The organism is Mycobacterium sp. SMC-15 (assembly GCF_045310925.1).
Classification (GTDB): Bacteria; Actinomycetota; Actinomycetes; order Mycobacteriales; family Mycobacteriaceae; genus Mycobacterium.
The window spans coordinates 274,265-291,561 of record NZ_JBJIAJ010000003.1 but is presented as its reverse complement, the minus strand read 5'-3'; the positions used below and the strand labels follow the sequence as shown (position 1 = coordinate 291,561).

Annotated in this window: 14 protein-coding genes and 1 riboswitch; of the genes, 12 read left to right on the top strand and 2 right to left on the bottom strand. The window is 67.7% G+C overall.

Annotated elements, in window-relative coordinates; genetic code table 11:
• Positions 1–9: 9 nt before the first annotated feature.
• From ACJH71_RS06405 to ACJH71_RS06350, 12 genes are all read left to right on the top strand, one after another.
• On the top strand, positions 10–612 hold the full coding sequence (locus ACJH71_RS06405) for a CDP-alcohol phosphatidyltransferase family protein (RefSeq protein ID WP_406757168.1): 603 nt from the start codon (positions 10–12) through the stop codon (positions 610–612).
• Positions 605–1,534 carry a DUF881 domain-containing protein gene (locus tag ACJH71_RS06400; protein ID WP_406757167.1) on the top strand — a complete coding sequence of 310 codons (930 nt, stop codon included), beginning with the start codon at positions 605–607 and terminating at the stop codon, positions 1,532–1,534. Before ACJH71_RS06405 ends, ACJH71_RS06400 begins: the two co-directional genes overlap by 8 nt.
• A 79-nt stretch (positions 1,535–1,613) precedes the next feature.
• Positions 1,614–1,946 carry a small basic family protein gene (locus tag ACJH71_RS06395; RefSeq protein WP_046189077.1) on the top strand — a complete coding sequence of 111 codons (333 nt, stop codon included), beginning with the start codon at positions 1,614–1,616 and terminating at the stop codon, positions 1,944–1,946.
• A gap of 5 nt (positions 1,947–1,951) precedes the next feature.
• On the top strand, positions 1,952–2,725 hold the full coding sequence (locus ACJH71_RS06390) for a DUF881 domain-containing protein (RefSeq protein WP_406757166.1): 774 nt from the start codon (positions 1,952–1,954) through the stop codon (positions 2,723–2,725).
• A 28-nt stretch (positions 2,726–2,753) separates the two neighbouring features.
• Positions 2,754–3,158 carry a glycine cleavage system protein GcvH gene (gene gcvH / locus ACJH71_RS06385; RefSeq protein ID WP_406757165.1) on the top strand — a complete coding sequence of 135 codons (405 nt, stop codon included), beginning with the start codon at positions 2,754–2,756 and terminating at the stop codon, positions 3,156–3,158.
• Between the two features lie 175 nt (positions 3,159–3,333).
• A complete protein-coding gene (gene garA / locus ACJH71_RS06380) occupies positions 3,334–3,819 on the top strand; it encodes a glycogen accumulation regulator GarA (protein ID WP_406757164.1) in 486 nt (161 codons plus the stop codon).
• The gene (locus tag ACJH71_RS06375) at positions 3,819–4,556 is read left to right on the top strand and encodes a MerR family transcriptional regulator (RefSeq protein WP_406757163.1); all 738 of its coding nucleotides are present in this window, start codon (positions 3,819–3,821) and stop codon (positions 4,554–4,556) included. Before garA ends, ACJH71_RS06375 begins: the two co-directional genes overlap by 1 nt.
• A 124-nt stretch (positions 4,557–4,680) precedes the next feature.
• Complete coding sequence (locus tag ACJH71_RS06370; protein ID WP_406757162.1) at positions 4,681–5,175, top strand: bifunctional nuclease family protein; 495 nt, start codon at positions 4,681–4,683, stop codon at positions 5,173–5,175.
• A 232-nt stretch (positions 5,176–5,407) separates the two neighbouring features.
• Positions 5,408–6,043: a MerR family transcriptional regulator gene (locus tag ACJH71_RS06365; protein WP_406757161.1), complete on the top strand. Its 636-nt coding sequence runs from the start codon at positions 5,408–5,410 to the stop codon at positions 6,041–6,043.
• A 199-nt stretch (positions 6,044–6,242) separates the two neighbouring features.
• A riboswitch (glycine riboswitch) is annotated at positions 6,243–6,340 on the top strand.
• A gap of 163 nt (positions 6,341–6,503) precedes the next feature.
• A complete protein-coding gene (gene gcvP, locus ACJH71_RS06360; protein WP_406757160.1) occupies positions 6,504–9,335 on the top strand; it encodes an aminomethyl-transferring glycine dehydrogenase in 2,832 nt (943 codons plus the stop codon).
• Positions 9,336–9,489: 154 nt separating this feature from the next.
• Complete coding sequence (locus tag ACJH71_RS06355) at positions 9,490–11,079, top strand: hypothetical protein (RefSeq protein ID WP_406757159.1); 1,590 nt, start codon at positions 9,490–9,492, stop codon at positions 11,077–11,079.
• Between the two features lie 171 nt (positions 11,080–11,250).
• The gene (locus ACJH71_RS06350) at positions 11,251–12,855 is read left to right on the top strand and encodes a hypothetical protein (protein WP_406757158.1); all 1,605 of its coding nucleotides are present in this window, start codon (positions 11,251–11,253) and stop codon (positions 12,853–12,855) included.
• Positions 12,856–12,882: 27 nt separating this feature from the next.
• Here ACJH71_RS06350 and ACJH71_RS06345 read toward each other — a convergent pair whose 3' ends face one another.
• Together ACJH71_RS06345 and ACJH71_RS06340 are read right to left on the bottom strand one after the other, a co-directional pair.
• On the bottom strand, positions 12,883–14,994 hold the full coding sequence (locus ACJH71_RS06345; RefSeq protein ID WP_406757157.1) for a hypothetical protein: 2,112 nt from the start codon (positions 14,992–14,994) through the stop codon (positions 12,883–12,885).
• Between the two features lie 69 nt (positions 14,995–15,063).
• A complete protein-coding gene (locus ACJH71_RS06340; RefSeq protein ID WP_406757156.1) occupies positions 15,064–17,262 on the bottom strand; it encodes a malate synthase G in 2,199 nt (732 codons plus the stop codon).
• Between the last annotated feature and the right edge of the window lie 35 nt (positions 17,263–17,297).

The following is a 17,297-nucleotide window of genomic DNA, read 5'->3' as shown; positions in this document are numbered from 1 at the left end:
GGGGTCGGAATGTCTGCCGGGTCCGGCTCCGACCGCGTCCAAGACCGGGTGCTTACGGTGCCCAACGTCATCAGCCTGGCCCGTCTCGGGCTGATCGGCGTCTTTCTGTACCTGCTGCTGGTCGCGCGGGCGGACGGGCCGGCGGTGGCGATTCTGATGCTCAGCGGCGCCTCGGACTGGGCCGACGGCAAAGTGGCTCGGCTGTTCAACCAGTATTCGAGGCTTGGCGCCCTGCTCGATCCGGCGATCGACCGGCTCTACATGATCACCATTCCGGTCGCCTTCGGGATGCGCGGACTGGTGCCCTGGGCGATCATCGCAACGCTGTTGGCCCGGGACCTGCTGCTGGCCGCGACGCTGCCTGCACTGCGTAGCCGGGGCCTGACCGCGCTGCCGGTGACCTATATCGGCAAGGCGGGCACCTTCGCGCTGATGTCGGCGTTTCCGTTGATCCTGCTGGGGCAGTGGGACCAGCTGTGGAGCCGGGTGGTGCTCTCGGCCGGCTGGGGTTTCCTGCTCTGGGGCTTGGGTATGTACCTGTGGGCGTTCGTGCTGTATCTGATCCACGTGACCCTGGTGGTCCGCACGATGCCGAAGGTGACCGGTGGCTGAACCGTTCTTCGCGCTGAGCGGATACGACTCCCAGGGTGCGGGTGCCCACCAGGCCGGCCGGCCACGGAAGTTCGCGGTGCCGTCGCTGCTGCGTTCGCTGCTTTCCGAACATCTCGACCCGGGCTATGCCGCCGCGGCCGCCCGGCGTGCACGCCGGACCGCGCCCCCCGCGGCCACCACCCGGGTCGCGGGATGGGCCTGGGAGGCGGTGGCGGCGCTGCTGGTGGCGACGGTGTTCGCCGTGGCGGTGGCGCAGGCGCGGTCGGTGGCGCCCGGGGTGCACGACGCCCAACAGGTGCTGGCGACGAACGTCCGATCGGCCGAAGCCGTGACCGGCAAGCTGGCTGACAAACGTGACACGTACGCCAACCGCGTCGACGACCTGCGCCGGCACCGGCTGGCCGACGACGCCCAGGGGCAGCGGGTGCTGGCCGGCCTGGATGCGCTCAGCCTGGAGGCTGCCAGCACCCGGGTGGCCGGCCCCGGGGTCACCGTCACGGTGACCGATCCGGGCGCCGGGCGAAATCTCTCCGATGCGTCCAAACAACGGGTGTCGGGCAGCCAGCAGATCATCTTGGACCGCGACCTGCAGCTGGTGGTCAACTCGCTGTGGGCCAGCGGGGCCGAGGCGATCGCCGTCGGCGACGTCCGCATCGGCCCCAACGTCACGATCCGGCAGGCCGGTGGCGCCATCCTGGTCGACAACAAGCCGATCAGCAGTCCCTATGCGCTGCAGGCCATCGGGCCGCCACAGCAGCTGCGCGATGCCTTCGACCGCAGCCCGGGGCTTTACCGGCTGCGGCTGCTGGAGGCCTCCTACGGGGTGGTGGTGCGCGTCGACGGCCGCGGCTCGGCCGACATCACGCTGCCGGCTGGTTCGGTGCGAGATGTCCGGTTTGCCAAACAGATAGGGGCATCGTGACGCAAGCTTGCGCTGCGGGCCGCGGCGCTGCCGCTGCGGCCCGCACGGGTCCGGTTCGGGAGGCTGGAGTGGTTTCGCAATGATCGGTATCGCCGCGCTGATCGCCGGGATAGTGCTGGGGCTGGTGTTTCATCCCAGCGTGCCGGAGGTGGTTCAGCCCTATCTGCCGATCGCCGTGGTGGCGGCGCTGGACGCCGTGTTCGGTGGCCTGCGTGCCTACCTGGAGCGGATCTTCGACGCGAAGGTGTTCGTCGTGTCGTTCGTGTTCAACGTTCTGGTGGCCGCACTGCTGGTCTACCTCGGCGACCAGCTGGGGGTCGGCACACAGCTCTCGACCGCGATCATCGTGGTGCTGGGCATCCGCATCTTCGGCAACGCGGCGGCACTGCGGCGACGACTGTTCGGGGCCTGACTCCCATGAGCAGCACCGACCCGGCGTCGCACGGCCGCCACGAGCGGCCGCAGCCGTCACCGCAGGACGGCGTGCCGCCGCCGCGGGGCCGCTCCGGGCCGTTGTTCAGCGTGCTGGGGATGCTGCTGTGCCTGTTGTTGGGCGTGGCGATTGTCACCCAGGTTCGCCAGAACGATTCCCAGGACGCACTGGAGACGGCTCGGCCCGCCGACCTGCTGGTGTTGCTGGACTCACTGCGTCAACGCGAGGCCACGCTGGGCACCGAAGTCGCCGAACTGCAGCAGACGCTCAATGCACTGCAGGAGTCCGGCAGCAGTGACCAGGCCGCTATCGAGAACGCCCAAGCGCGGCTCGCCGCCCTGGCGATCATGATCGGCACCGTGGGTGCGGTCGGCCCCGGCGTGGTGGTCACCGTCGAGGATCCGGCCCGCGGTGTCGCACCCGAGACGATGCTCGACGTGATCAACGAGCTGCGGGCGGCCGGCGCCGAGGCGATGGAAGTCCGCGATGGCACGAAGGCGGTGCGCATCGGCGTGGACTCGTGGGTCGCCGGCACGCCCGGCGCGCTGGAGTTCGATGGCACCGCGCTGACGCCTCCGTATTCGGTTCTGGCGATTGGGGATCCCCCGACTCTGGCGGCCGCGATGAACATTCCCGGCGGGGCGGTCGACAGCGTCAAACGCCTCGGCGGCGCCATGGCGGTGCAACAGGCCGACCGCGTGGAGGTGACCGTGTTGCGGCAACCGAAACCACGCCAATACGCTCAGCCAGTCAAGTGAGCCCGACAGCGCAAGGAGCACGATCACCGTGAGCGACGTTCCATCCGACCTGTACTACACCGCTGAGCACGAGTGGGTTCGCCGCACCGGCCCGGACACTGTCCGGGTGGGTATCACCGACTTCGCGCAGGCGGCGCTGGGCGACGTGGTCTTCGTCCAACTGCCCGCTGCGGGCACCGGGGTCACCGCGGGCGAGGCCTTCGGCGAGGTGGAGTCGACCAAGTCCGTCTCCGACCTCTACGCGCCCATCACCGCGTCGGTGAGCGCGGTCAACGCCGACCTGGACGCGAACCCGCAGTTGGTGAACTCCGACCCGTACGGTGCCGGCTGGCTGCTGGAACTTCAGGTGGCCAACGCGGATTCGGCGGCTCTGGACCAGAGTCTGTCGGGTCTGTTGACCGCCGACGCCTACCGGGCGACGTTGTCGGAATGACGATTGTTAGCCTGCCTGCCGGGACGCGCCGGGTGTCCGGCGACACGATCCCGCGGTGCGGGGGACATGACGGACCGCTGCGCGGTACGGTCGACTCAACGATTCAGGGTTGGGCGCAACACATGTCCGGCAGGCGCGACCAGGTAGCAAAACAGCGGCCAGTGAGGAGTAGCGGGTGACGGAGAAGGACCCGGCGACGGGGCAAGACCAGGCAGGCGACGAGGTCACCGTGGAAACCACATCGGTTTTCCGCGCCGACTTCCTCAACGAACTCGACGCTCCCGCGCAGGCGGGCGGCGAGAGCCTGACCTCAGGCGTGGAGGGGCTGCCCCTGGGTTCGGCGCTGCTGGTCGTCAAGCGCGGTCCCAACGCCGGATCGCGGTTCCTGCTCGACCAACCGGTCACCGCTGCTGGTCGGCACCCCGACAGCGACATCTTCCTCGATGACGTCACGGTGAGTCGTCGTCACGCCGAGTTCCGGCTGGAAGGCAACGAGTTTCAGGTCGTCGACGTGGGCAGCCTGAACGGGACCTACGTGAACCGGGAGCCGGTCGATTCGGCGGTCCTGGTCAATGGCGACGAGGTCCAGGTAGGCAAGTTCCGTCTGGTGTTCCTGACCGGCCCGAAGACGGGTGAGGCAGAGGCCGGGCCGGGCAGCTAATGACCGCGCCTGACAGCCCTGAACTGGCCGGGATGTCAATCGGAGCGGTGCTGGATCTGCTTCGGCCGGATTTTCCCGACGTCACGGTCTCCAAAATTCGCTTCCTGGAGACCGAGGGGCTGGTCATGCCGCAGCGGGCGGCGTCGGGCTACCGCCGATTCAGCGCGTACGACTGCGCTCGGCTGCGTTACGTGCTGACCGCGCAACGCGACCAGTACCTGCCGCTGAAGGTGATCAAGGCGCGGCTGGATGCCGAACCGGACGGCGCGCTGCCCTCACCGGAGTCGCCGTATCCCACGCCGCGGCTGGTCTCGGCCGGCGGTGACACCGCCCATAACGGGACGGCGCTGCCTGCGCCGCCCCGGCAGGTGCGGCTGAGCCGGGAGGATCTGCTGGCGCGCTCGGGCGGCGACGACGTCCTGGTGACGGCGTTGGTGCGATCGGGCGTGATCACCGCCGGGCCCGGTGGGCTGTTCGACGAGCACGCGGTGGTGATCGTCCAGTGCGCGCGGGGGCTGGCCGACTACGGCGTCGAGCCGCGGCACCTGCGTGCTTTCCGCTCGGCGGCCGACCGGCAATCCGACCTGATCGCCCAGATCGCCGGTCCGCTGGTCAAGGGCGGCAAGGCCGGCGCACGTGACCGGGCCGACGACTTGGCCCGCGAGGTCGCGGCGCTGGCGATCGCACTGCACACCGCGCTGCTCAAGTCGTCGGTACACGACGTACTGCACGGCTGAGGACTAGACTTCGCCTCGGCGGCTAGTTGCGCGGCATACGGTTGTCCGACCGAGGGTTTCGCAGCGAGTCATACTGGGACGACAAGGACTTTGGGACGCAGCGAACGCGGAGGGCTGACTGGAGATGGGTGAAGTACGCGTGGTCGGCATCCGCGTCGAGCAGCCGCAGAACCAGCCGGTGCTGCTCCTGCGTGAAGCCGACGGTGATCGATATCTCCCGATCTGGATCGGGCAGGCCGAAGCCGCCGCCATCGCCCTGGAGCAGCAGGGCGTGGAGCCGGCCAGGCCCCTGACCCACGACTTGATCCGTGACCTGATCGGCGCACTCGGGCATTCGCTCAAGGAGGTCCGAATCGTCGATCTGCAGGAGGGCACGTTCTACGCCGACCTGATCTTCGACCGCGACATCACGGTGTCGGCGCGCCCGTCGGACTCGGTGGCCATCGCCTTGCGGGTGGGGGTGCCGATCTATGTCGAGGAAGCGGTGCTGGCCGAAGCGGGCCTGCTGATCCCCGACGAGACCGACGACGAGACCGCCGGCGCGGTGCGCGAAGACGAGGTGGAGAAGTTCAAGGAATTCCTCGATAGCGTGTCGCCCGACGATTTCAAAGCAACCTGACTCGGCGCGGCGGACTCAGCCTCGTCACAGATCCGTTTCATCTCTCGCGGTCAGCGCGACACGCCCGAACGAAAGCAACACGCGCAAAACCGGGCCCCCATACTTGAGCCACGGCGGGAACAACTGCACGGCAGCTCGTCGGACGGCGTATGCTCACGACCAACTCGGGCAAGAGCAAACGCGGCCACCGGCCAGCCAGTGGCAACGAGCGCGATCGGCGAGAGGAAGCAGCGTGGGCGACCAACCGGGGCAGGATCAGCTGGACTACATGGGTCAGTCCGACCAGGGTGACCGTGACGTCCCTGCGGCCCCATCCAGTGCCGGCCAACCCGTACAGGGCGGACTGTTCCCCGACGACTCCGTCCCGGACGAGCTTGTCGGTTACCGCGGCCCCAGCGCCTGCCAGATCGCCGGCATCACCTACCGTCAGCTCGACTACTGGGCCCGGACCTCGCTGGTGGTGCCTTCGATCCGGGGCGCGGCCGGCTCCGGCAGCCAGCGGCTGTACTCGTTCAAAGACGTCCTGGTGCTCAAGATCGTGAAGCGACTCTTGGACACCGGTATCTCGCTGCAGAACATCCGGATCGCCGTGGATCACCTTCGTGAGCGCGGTGTCCAGGATCTGGCCAACATCACGCTGTTCTCCGACGGCACCACCGTGTACGAATGCACCTCGGCCGAAGAGGTCGTCGACCTGCTGCAGGGCGGCCAGGGCGTGTTCGGCATCGCGGTGTCGGGCGCGATGCGTGAGTTGACCGGCGTGATCTCCGACTTCCCCGGGGAGCGCGCCGACGGCGGCGAGTCGATCGCCGCGCCCGAAGACGAGCTGGCCAGCCGCCGCAAGTTCCGCGACCGCAAGACCGGCTAGGGCTTCCCAGGGCTTCCTGCGGCTTCGCAGCCAACGAAACCCGTTGGGGCACGCGGCTTTTATCCGATCCGGTCTTAGCCATTCACTTCGCTGACCCGGCGCCCGGCGTCTTTCACCTGTTCGGCGCGGCCAATCTGCGCGCGGTAGCGGGCTTCGACGTCGGCGGAGCGAGGCTCGGCGGGTAGTATTGGGTCCGCATCAGCCTTGCGCGGGAGAGTTCCGTGGCAGCCAGCCGCGGACGCCGAAGGAGCAATACCTCTCCGTCAACCTCTCAGGCACCCGGACCGCGCCGGCATTGATGCCTCTGGAAAGCGGTGACGCCCAGTCGGGCAACACCCGCCCATGGGGAAAGGCGCCCCAGACATCGCGGCGCCGAATCTCTCAGGCGCCCGGGCCGGGCAGACGACAGAGGGGGAGGACACGAATTCGTCTCGCAGTCGTCTAGCGCCCAGGAGTTCCCGTGTCCGAGCACCCCGAATCCAGCTTTGTTGACCGGCATATCGGCCCCGACAACACCGCGATCAGCACGATGCTCGCCGCCATCGGTGTCGGGTCGCTGGAGGATCTCGCGGCAAAGGCGGTGCCCGCCGGCATCCTCGACGCGCTGAATGCCGATGGCATCGCGCCGGGGCTCGACGTCCTTCCGGCTCCGGCTACCGAGGCTCAGGCCCTGGGCGAACTGCGCGAACTGGCCGATGCCAGCACCGTCGCGGTGTCGATGATCGGCCAGGGCTACTACGACACGCTCACCCCGCCGGTGCTGCTGCGCAACATCATGCAGAACCCGGCGTGGTACACCGCGTACACGCCCTACCAGCCGGAAATCAGCCAGGGCCGGCTGGAGGCCCTGCTGAACTTCCAGACCATGATCGCCGATCTGACCGGGTGTGAGATCGCCAACGCCTCGATGCTCGACGAGGGCACCGCCGCCGCCGAAGCGATGACGTTGATGCACCGCGCGACGCGGGGCGCCTCGCATCGGTTGCTGGTCGACTCCGATCTGTTCGCCCAGACCGCGGCGGTGCTGGCTACGCGGGCCGAGCCGCTGCGCATCGAGATCGTCACCGCCGACCTGCGGGAAGGACTTCCCGACGGCGACTTCTTCGGGGTGATCGTGCAGTTGCCGGGCGCCTCGGGCCGGATCACCGATTGGTCCGAGCTGATCGAGACCGCCCATGAGCGTGGTGCGCTGGTGGCGGTGGGTGCGGACCTGCTGGCATGCACGCTGCTCACCCCGCCCGGCGAGATCGGCGCCGACGTGACGTTCGGCAGTGCCCAGCGGTTCGGGGTGGCGATGGGCTTCGGCGGCCCGCACGCCGGCTACCTGGCGGTGCACTCGGGCCATGCCCGCCAGCTGCCCGGCCGGCTGGTCGGGGTGTCCCTGGACGCCGATGGATCAGCGGCGTTCCGGCTGGCGCTGCAAACCCGCGAACAGCACATCCGCCGGGACAAGGCCACGTCGAACATCTGTACCGCGCAGGTGCTGCTGGCCGTGATGGCTGCGATGTACGCCAGCTACCACGGTGCCGACGGCTTGGCCGCCATCGCGCGGCGTGTGCACGGCCAGGCCGAGAAGATCGGCGCCGCACTCGGCGAGGCGCTGGTGCACGAGCGCTATTTCGACACGGTGCTGGCCCGGGTGCCCGGCCGCGCTGACGAGGTCATCGCCGCGGCCAAGGCCAAGGGGATCAACCTGTGGCGTGTCGACGCCGACCACGTCTCGGTGGCCTGCGACGAGACCACCACCGACGCGCATGTGGCGGCGGTGCTGGACGCCTTCGGGTTGGCCGCGGTCGAGCCCACCGGCGCATCGATCGCCACCCGCACGTCGGAATTCCTGACGCACCCGGCGTTCACCCGCTACCGGACCGAAACCGCGATGATGCGCTACCTGCGCACGCTGTCGGACAAGGACATTGCCTTGGACCGCAGCATGATTCCGCTCGGTTCCTGCACGATGAAGCTCAACGCCGCCGCCGAGATGGAGTCGGTCACCTGGCCGGAGTTCGCCCGCCAGCACCCGTTCGCCCCGGCCGGCGACGCGGTGGGACTGCGGACGCTGATCGCCCAGTTGGAGACCTGGCTGACGGGGATCACCGGGTATGACGCGGTGTCGCTGCAGCCCAATGCCGGTTCGCAGGGGGAGTACGCGGGTCTGCTGGCCATCCACGCCTACCACGCCAGCCGCGGTGAGTCGCATCGCGACATCTGCCTGATCCCCTCCAGCGCCCACGGCACCAACGCCGCGTCGGCGGCGCTGGCCGGAATGCGGGTGGTGGTGGTGGCCTGCCGGGACAACGGCGATGTCGACCTTGACGATCTGCGCGCCAAGGTCGACCAGCACGCTGCGGCGTTGTCGACGTTGATGATCACCTACCCCTCCACGCACGGCGTCTATGAGCACGACATCGCCGAGATCTGCGCCTCCGTGCACGACGCCGGCGGCCAGGTCTACGTCGATGGAGCCAACCTCAACGCGTTGGTCGGCCTGGCTCGGCCCGGAAAGTTCGGCGGAGACGTCAGCCACCTGAACCTGCACAAGACCTTCTGCATTCCGCACGGGGGCGGCGGCCCCGGCGTCGGGCCGGTGGCGGTGCGCGCGCACCTGGCCGAGTTCCTGCCCGGGCACCCGCTGGCCGCCGAGTTGCCCGGCGGGCATCCGGTGTCGGCCGCTCCCTATGGGTCCGCGTCGATCCTGCCGATCACCTGGGCCTATATCCGGATGATGGGTGCCGACGGTCTGCGTGCGGCGTCGCTGACGGCGATCGCGTCGGCGAACTACATCGCCCGCCGGCTGGACGAGCACTACCCGGTGCTCTACACCGGTGAGAACGGCATGGTCGCCCACGAATGCATCCTGGACCTGCGGGAGATCACCAAGAACACCGGCGTTACCGTCGATGATGTCGCAAAACGGTTGGCCGACTACGGTTTCCACGCACCGACCATGAGCTTCCCGGTGGCCGGAACTCTGATGGTGGAGCCCACCGAGAGCGAGAGTCTGGCTGAGATCGATGCGTTCTGCGAAGCGATGATCGCTATTCGCGGCGAGATCGACCGGGTCGGCTCCGGCGAATGGACGGTTGAGGACAACCCGCTGCGCGGGGCCCCGCACACGGCCGAGTGTCTGATGGTCGACAAGTGGGAGCACCCCTACACCCGGGAGCAGGCGGCCTACCCGCTGGGCCGCGGATTCCGACCGAAGGTGTGGCCGCCGGTGCGCCGGATCGACGGTGCGTTCGGCGACCGCAACCTGGTCTGCTCGTGCCCGCCGGTGGAGGCCTTCGGCTGAGTCGCCCGCATTGGGTAAACAGACAGCAAAGTCTCAGCCGCAGCAAAAAAGAGTCTAGGATCGCCCTTATCCAATTCATGGTTTAGGTTCGCGCCTAGGAGGACTCGTGCAGGAGCCCAAGTCTCGCTCCTGTCTCACCGCCGGCATCGCCCTCGTGAGCGCTGGGATGGTCACGGTCGCCCCGGTCACGGTGCCACCGCGGGCCTGCGTGATTTCGCCCGGCGTGGCGCTGACCACCTCCTACGGCGACCTGTTTGCCAACACGCGCGACAACATCGAGCGCATCAGCGCGAACGCGGACTGGTCGGCGATCTCGCAGTTGTTGACCGCCCTGTTCGCCAATCCAGCCGGGGTCATCGAAGCGGCCGGCAACTTCACGCTGGCCGTGGACACCGACACCGCGTCGCTGCCGGCCACGGTCGCGGTGCAGCTGTCGCCGGGGCTGGAATTGCTCATCGCGGGTCTGACATCGCACGTGGCGACCCTGGACGCGCTGTTCGGCGTGGTCGACGACCTGGGCGATCCCAAGACCGCATTCACCGCGCTGTTCAACGCGCCGGCCACCCTGCTTGACGCCTACCTCAACGGCCAGCACAACCTGTCCCTGCTGGGCGGCATCATCAGCATCCCGGCGTTCAACGGGGTTCTGGCGCCCGAGCAGAGCCTGGAGATCGACCTCAATTTGTCCAGGCTGCTGGAGATGCTGGGGTTGGGCACTCCGGATCTGAGCAACCTGAACCTCGACGGCGTGATCGACCAGATCCGTTCCGGCACCTTGACCTTGGGGGGCCTGCTCAGCGGGCTGGGGTTCAGTGACGACGGTGTCGGGGATCTGCTGAAGCTGACCACCAACGTCAGCACGCTGGGGGAGTTGCTCGACTTCGTGGGCCTGGGCGACTTGGGTCTGAGCCGCTACAGCCTGACCGCCCTCCTGGGTGACCTAGGCCCCAACACCGACTTCTACCGGGATCTGGACCTCGACCTCGAACTCGGCAACTTCCGCCTCGCGGACGTGCTGAGCGCGTTCGGGGTCGACGCCGCAATCCCGCTGGGGCTGGGCCACCTTCTGGTCGGCCTTGGCGACGGCAACCTCGCCGGCGAACACCTCGGCAGCCTGCTGTCGGAAGTCGGGCTGCTGACCCAGCTTCTCGGGTGGCTCCACGCGACCGCGGCCGACCTCTTCGACCCTGTTCCCCTGGTGGGGCCGCTGCTGACTGGGCTGGTGAGCGACCTGCTGGGGGCCAGCGGCCTGGAAACCCTGCTCAACACCTTCACCGTCGGCGATCTGCTGGGCGACCTGCAGCTCGGTGACAGCGTCAGTTCACTGCTGGGGAATGTGGGCGGCGCGTTGCTGTCGGCCGGCAACCTGACCATCGGCGGCATCCTGGTAGACCTCGGCTTCACCGATTCCGTCGGCGACCTGACGCTGCGCGATGTGCTCAGTGGGCTCGGGGGTGCGCTGGGCGACGTCCTGATCGATGGTCCGCTCGGGCTGGACCTCACCTGGCTGTTGAACGGTCTGGATGTGAGTGACCTGGTCGGCTTTCTGGGGCTCGACGGTTTGTCGCTCAACCTCGGCGACCTGGTCGGGAACTGGGTGAACCCCTACCTCGCCGACCTGCTCGAGGGCTTCGCCCAGGGCCAAGTGAATCTGGCCGGCGCCAGCGTCGGCGCCTTCGGTGGGACGTTCACCGAACTGTTCGTCAGCATGCCGCAGCAGCTGCTCGCCATGCTGGGCGGCTAGGCACCAGGTCCGCTTCGTAGCCACCTCAGATCGGTCGAATTCGCGCGCCGGGGTGCTGTGGGACGCCGCACCCGCAATACGGAGAAAATTCAGCGAAATCTCAAGTTCGACCTCAAATAGGTTTACGCTGACCTCATCCGAATCGTGATTAACATCATATGAGGAGAGATCATGCAACACCTCACTCTTCGTCCGTACCTCACAGCCGGTGTCGCCGTCGTGGGCGCCGGGATGCTCGCGGTCGTGCCGGTGGCGCCGTCTTCTGCGCCGGCGCTCTCACCAGCCGGCGCACCCGCCGTTGCACTGACCACCACCTACACCGAGTTGTTCACCAATACCTGGGACAACGTGCAGAACATCAGTGCGCACGCCGATTGGTCCGGGATCTTCCAGGTCTTCACCGCGATGTTCACCAACCCGCTCGGCGTGATCGGTGCCTTCACCGACCTCACCCCGACGGTGGACACCGACATCACCTCGCTGCCGGCGACGGTGTCGGTGCAACTGGCGCCGGCAATGGAGTTGCTGATCGCCAATCTGGGGTCGCAGGCGGCGACCCTGAACGCGCTCAGCAGCGTGATGGCCGAGCTGGGCGACCCGGCGACCGGTTTCACCGCGCTGCTCAACGCGCCGGCCACCGTGCTCAACGCCTACCTGAACGGCCAGGACAACCTGAGTCTGCTCGGCGGCATCATCAACATCCCGGCATTCAACGGCATCCTGGCGCCGGAGCAGAACCTGGAGGTCGACCTCAACCTGACCAAACTGCTGGACGCACTGGGGCTGGGCAACCTGGATCTGACCAACGTCAACCTCGCGGCCCTGATCGACCAACTCGGCCTGGGCGATCTGACCCTGGGGGGACTGCTCACCCAGCTGGGGATCAGCGGTGACGGTTTGGGTGACTTGCTGAAGCTGGGCAGCAACGTCACCGACCTGGGCGGACTGCTGGACTTTCTGGGCCTGGGCAACCTCGGCCTGGGCAGCCTCAGCTTGACCGGCATCCTGAGCGGGCTGGGCCTGGACACCGACGTCGACCTGAACAGCCTGAGCCTCGACGACGTGCTGAACGCGTTCGGCATCAACACCGAGATCAACCTCGGCCTGGCCCAATTACTGACGAATCTGGGCTTCGGCGGCCTGGTCGATACCTCGCTGGGATCGCTGGTCGGCGGGCTGCCGGGAGGTGTGCTGACCGATATCACCGGCATCCTGAACTCGGTTCTGGCAGGCATCATCAACGGCCTGCCGTTGGTCGGTCCCCTTCTGCAAGAGGTTCTCGGTGCCGTAGTCCTTACCCCGCAGAATCTGATCGACGCGCTGAACACCGTCACCTTCGGTGACCTGTTAGGCGGTCAGAGCATCGACGAGACGGTCAGCTCGCTGCTGGGCGCTCTCGGGGTCTCGCTGCCGACCGGCGACCTCACCATCGGCGGCATCCTGGAAGGTCTCGGCTTCGCCGACTCCACCGGTGACCTGACGCTGGGCGGCCTGCTGGGCGGACTCGGTGGCGGGCTGCTCGGAATCGACGTCACCGGACTGTTGAACGGCCTGGACCTGGGTGGCCTGATCAGCGGCCTGGGCCTGGACAACCTGCCGCTGAACCTCGGCGACTTGGTCGGTGACCTGTCGAACCTGAACCTGGGTGAGCTGCTCGACGATCTCGGCTTGGGCAACCTGGACCTGGCCAGCATCAGTGTCGGCTCGTTCGGCGGGATGATCACCGAACTGCTGGTCACCGTGCCGCAGCAGATCCTGGACGCGCTGGGCGGGTAGCGCGGTAGGGCGCCGGCCCAGGGTGCGTCAGCTCAGCAGCGAATTCAGCGCGCCGGCCAGTTCGGGGGAGTTCGCCCCGCGCAGATTCTGGTACGTGCCACCGGAAAGTGACGCCACCGACTGCCAGGTCGCTTGGTCGGCGTCCGCGCCGAAGTCGATGACGTTGACGGCCACCGGTCGTTCCGGATCGATGTTGGCCCGGATGAAATCCTGAAGCCCAGTGCCGTCCAAGGTCCGGTCGGTATGCGGACCCGCCGTGATGACCAGTACCGAATTGGCCTGTCCGGGGTGATAGTTGGCCAACGCCTGGTTGTACACCAGGCGCAACGTCGTGAACGACACCGCGCCGCCAGGCGTCGAGCTCAGCTCGTTGAGCTCGCTGACCAAGGTCTCCGCACGGGTCCCGCCGTTGAGCGGCTCGTCCAGCGGACCCCCGGTGACCACATTGCGGCCCTCGGTGCCGTCGAAGGTCCACAGGCCCACAGACGAAGTCGGGGACAGGGCCTTGATCCGTTGATCCAGGGCGGCGATCACATGGGCCAACCGGCTCTTACCGCCTTCGTCGGTGGTCATCGACTGGTCGAGCATCACCGTGACCGCCGCGCTGCCCGGCAACGTGGTCAGGGCGCCCGCCAGGGCGGCGCGCGTCGCATCGTCGTCGACCGACAGGGTGTCTGACACCGCCGGGAAACCGGTCACCTCGCTGCTCGGCGGTTCGACGCCTTCAACGCGGAATCCGGCTTTGGCCAACTCGGCGAGCTGGTCGGGTTTGCGGGCGAAGCGGGCGAACTCGCTGGCGGCGCTGACCTGCTCCTGCGACAACCAGGAGCCGGCGAGCAGCACGGTGGGGTAGTCGGCGACCGGCACCGGTCCCGGCGGCCGCCAGGAGCTCAGCTCTGTCGCCGGGTCCGACAGCGACTGGCCGCGGGTGAACAGTTGCTGCTCGGTGGTCACCACCGCGTGCACCGGTGCGGAGGCAAGATTTCCTTGGCGCAGAAGCACGTTCATGGCCTCGGCGAGCGAAGAATCGGTGAGCTTCGGCTGCTCGCCCGCGAGCCGATGTACACCGCCGACCCCGTCAACGATCGGGGCGCCCTTGGGGGCGACACCCGCAGCCACCGCCTCGCCGGCCAGGAAAGCGGCATCGGCGTTACCGCCGATCGGGAGCGCCAGCCGCAGCGGCCCCCAGCCGGCCAGCCCGAGCCGGCCCAGGCCGTCAGGATCGGTCTGCAGGTCCGGCAGACTCGCCCAACTCTGCTTCTGTAGTGCGCTTTTGAGCTCGGGACGAATCGCCAACAACACCGGCGAGGTGACCAGCGACCGACTGTCGCTGACCGTTTCCGCCCCCGCGGAGGCCTGCAGCCGAGCCGTGGAGACCGAACTGCCAGGGATCCACAGCGCCGGGCGCTGCCCGAGTTGCGCCGGCCAGTCGCCGATGAAACCGCTGACGACGGCATCGGAATCGACCGGCTTGACCTGCACCGACACGCAGCGATCGCCGACGGGCTTCGCGGTCTTGTTGAACCTGTCGGCGAAACCCTGCACATGGTCGGCGATCGATGGATCTGCCACGACGGCAACCGTCAGATCGCCGGCTGCGCAGTTGCCTGCGGCGTCGGCGGAACGATGTGACAGTGAATTGCCGAAGAAGCGCCACAGGATCACCGCACCCACCACAACGATCACCGTGACAAGTGCGGCGACCACGCCGACGCTGACACCGCGCGTCCCCGAGTCGTTGCGATGCCGGCGCCACCGGTCGAGATCGCGGTGGCCACCGCGCGGCTCGTCTTGATCCGATACCGATGACTCCCCGTTGACGCCGCCGATGGCCCCGAAAGGACCGGTGCGGTAACGCGATTCCTCATCGGGTTCACCGCCGCGACGCATGTACTGCGCCGGGTCGGCATCGTCGTATCCCGCATCGTCGTATCGTGGCTCGCGATATCCGGCGTCACCACCGGCGGGGAACGTCTCGTCGTAGAACGCGTCGTGATAGTCGTCGACGTAGTCGTCGTCGTCCGGGTCGCCGAGGCCGAAGAGCTCGGGTCCGCCGGACAGGTGGCTGTCGTCGGGTTCCTCGCCCCCCAACGGCTCATCTGCGGAATCGTCCGGGCCGGGGAAACTGTGCCTACCCACGGTGGGTGCGTCCTCTCCGACTGGTCAGTTGTCCGGCCACGGTGTTGTCCACTGAAGATCTGCGCCGGATCAGATACCGGCCTGGGCTTTGAACTCCCGCCGACGCCGGTGCAGGATCGGCTCGGTGTAGCCGTTGGGCTGGGTGGTCCCGGACAGGATCAGCTCGCGGGCGGCCGCGAACGCGATGCTGGATTCGAAGTCGGGTGCCATCGGCAGGTAACTCGCGTCACCGGCGTTCTGGCGGTCCACTGCCGGGGCCATCCGCTCCAGGCTGGACTGCACGTCGTCGGCGGTGATGACCCCGTGCCGCAGCCAGTTTGCCAGCAGCTGAGACGAGATCCGCAGCGTGGCACGGTCTTCCATCAGCGCCACGTCGTGGATGTCGGGGACCTTCGAACAACCCACACCCTGGTCGATCCAGCGCACCACGTAGCCGAGGATCGACTGGCAGTTGTTGTCGACCTCCTCGCGGATCTCGTCGGGCGCCCAGGCCAGGCCTTCGGACAGCGGAATGGTCAGCAGCGCATCGATTGTGGCGCGCCGCTTTCCGGCCAGTTCCTTCTGCACCTCGAAGACGTCCACCTGGTGGTAGTGCATCGCGTGCAGGGTTGCGGCGGTGGGAGAGGGCACCCACGCGGTGCTGGCACCCGAGCGCGGGTGGCCGATCTTCTGGGTGACCATGTCGGCCATCAGATCGGTCATCGCCCACATGCCCTTGCCGATCTGGGCGTGGCCGGTCAAGCCGGTGGCCAACCCCGCGTCGACGTTGTTGTCCTCGTACGCCAGGATCCACGGCTGCGACTTCATGCTGGCCTTGCGGACCATGGGCCCGGCCTCCATCGACGTGTGGATCTCGTCTCCGGTGCGGTCCAGGAAGCCGGTGTTGATGAACACCACCCGGTCGGCGGCGGCCTTGATGCACGCCCGCAGGTTGACCGTGGTCCGCCGCTCCTCGTCCATGATGCCGATCTTGAGGGTCTTCTGCGGCAGGCCCAGGACGTCTTCGACCCGGCTGAACAGCTCGGCGGTGAAGGCGACCTCATCGGGGCCATGCATCTTGGGCTTGACGATGTAGATCGATCCGGTGCGGCTGTTGACCAGCGGCCCGTTGTCGTCGGAGGCGGTCAGGCCGTGCGCGGCGATCAGCCCGGTGAACAACGCGTCCTGGATGCCCTCGAACACCTCTCGGTCTTCCGCGCCGTCGGAGCTCCGGACGATGGCATCGTTGGTCATCAGGTGACCCACGTTGCGGACGAACATCAGGCTGCGGCCCGGCAGGGTCAGGGTTCCCCCGTCCGGTGCGGTGAACTCACGGTCGGCGGCCAGGGTGCGGGTGAAGGTCTTGTCGCCCTTGCGGACCTGTTCGGACAGGTCGCCCCGATTCAGTCCTAGCCAGTTCCGGTACCCGAGCACCTTGTCCTCGGCGTCGACCGCGGCCACCGAGTCCTCGAAGTCCATGATCGTGGTGACAGCCGATTCGAGCACCACGTCTTTGATGCCGGCGGCGTCGGTGGATCCGACCGGTGACTCCGGGTCGATCAGAATCTCGACGTGCAGGCCGTGGTGGGACAGCAGCACCGACGACGGCGCTGCGGCCTCGCCGGTGTAGCCGACGAATTCCGCGGGTGCGGCGACTGCGGTCTCGAGGCCGTCGCCGAGCGTGACCACCAGCGCGCCGTCGGTGACCGCGAAGCTCTTGACCTCGGTCCAGGCGCCGTTGGCCAGCGGCACGGAGTCGTCGAGGAACCTACGGGCGTAGGCGATCACCTTGTCGCCGCGCACCTTGTTGTACGACGTGCCCTTCTCGGCTCCGTCGTCCTCGCTGATCACGTCGGTCCCGTAGAGCGCGTCGTACAGCGAGCCCCAGCGTGCGTTGGCGGCGTTGAGCGCGAACCGGGCGTTGAGCACGGGGACGACCAGCTGCGGGCCTGCCTGCACCGCGATCTCGTCGTCCACACCGGCCGTGCTGACGGTGAAGTCCTCGGGTTCGGGCAGCAGGTAGCCGATCTCGGTGAGGAAGGCCCGGTAAGCCTCGGTGTCCAGCGGCTCGATCACCCGGTGCCGGTGCCACTTGTCGATCTGCGCCTGCAGCTCGTCGCGACGCGCAAGCAGTTCCTGGTTCTTGGGCGTCAGATCGGTGACGACTTTGTCCACGCCGGCCCAGAAGCTGTCGGGGTCGACACCGGTGCCCGGCAGCGCCTCGTCGGTGATGAAGTCATACAGCACGCGTGCGACCTGCAAGTCGCCCACCGACACCCGGTCCGTCATGATTTCCTCCCTCATAGCCGATCTACCACCTTACC

What these genes read in the sequence shown, in the direction of transcription:
- ACJH71_RS06405 (WP_406757168.1), top strand. Translation starts at nt 10, where the DNA reads ATGTCTGCCGGGTCCGGCTCCGACCGCGTCCAAGACCGGGTGCTTACG.
- ACJH71_RS06395 (WP_046189077.1), top strand. Translation starts at nt 1,614, where the DNA reads ATGATCGGTATCGCCGCGCTGATCGCCGGGATAGTGCTGGGGCTGGTG.
- ACJH71_RS06390 (WP_406757166.1), top strand. Translation starts at nt 1,952, where the DNA reads ATGAGCAGCACCGACCCGGCGTCGCACGGCCGCCACGAGCGGCCGCAG.
- ACJH71_RS06375 (WP_406757163.1), top strand. Translation starts at nt 3,819, where the DNA reads ATGACCGCGCCTGACAGCCCTGAACTGGCCGGGATGTCAATCGGAGCG.
- ACJH71_RS06370 (WP_406757162.1), top strand. Translation starts at nt 4,681, where the DNA reads ATGGGTGAAGTACGCGTGGTCGGCATCCGCGTCGAGCAGCCGCAGAAC.
- ACJH71_RS06350 (WP_406757158.1), top strand. Translation starts at nt 11,251, where the DNA reads ATGCAACACCTCACTCTTCGTCCGTACCTCACAGCCGGTGTCGCCGTC.
- ACJH71_RS06340 (WP_406757156.1), bottom strand. Translation starts at nt 17,262, where the DNA reads ATGACGGACCGGGTGTCGGTGGGCGACTTGCAGGTCGCACGCGTGCTG.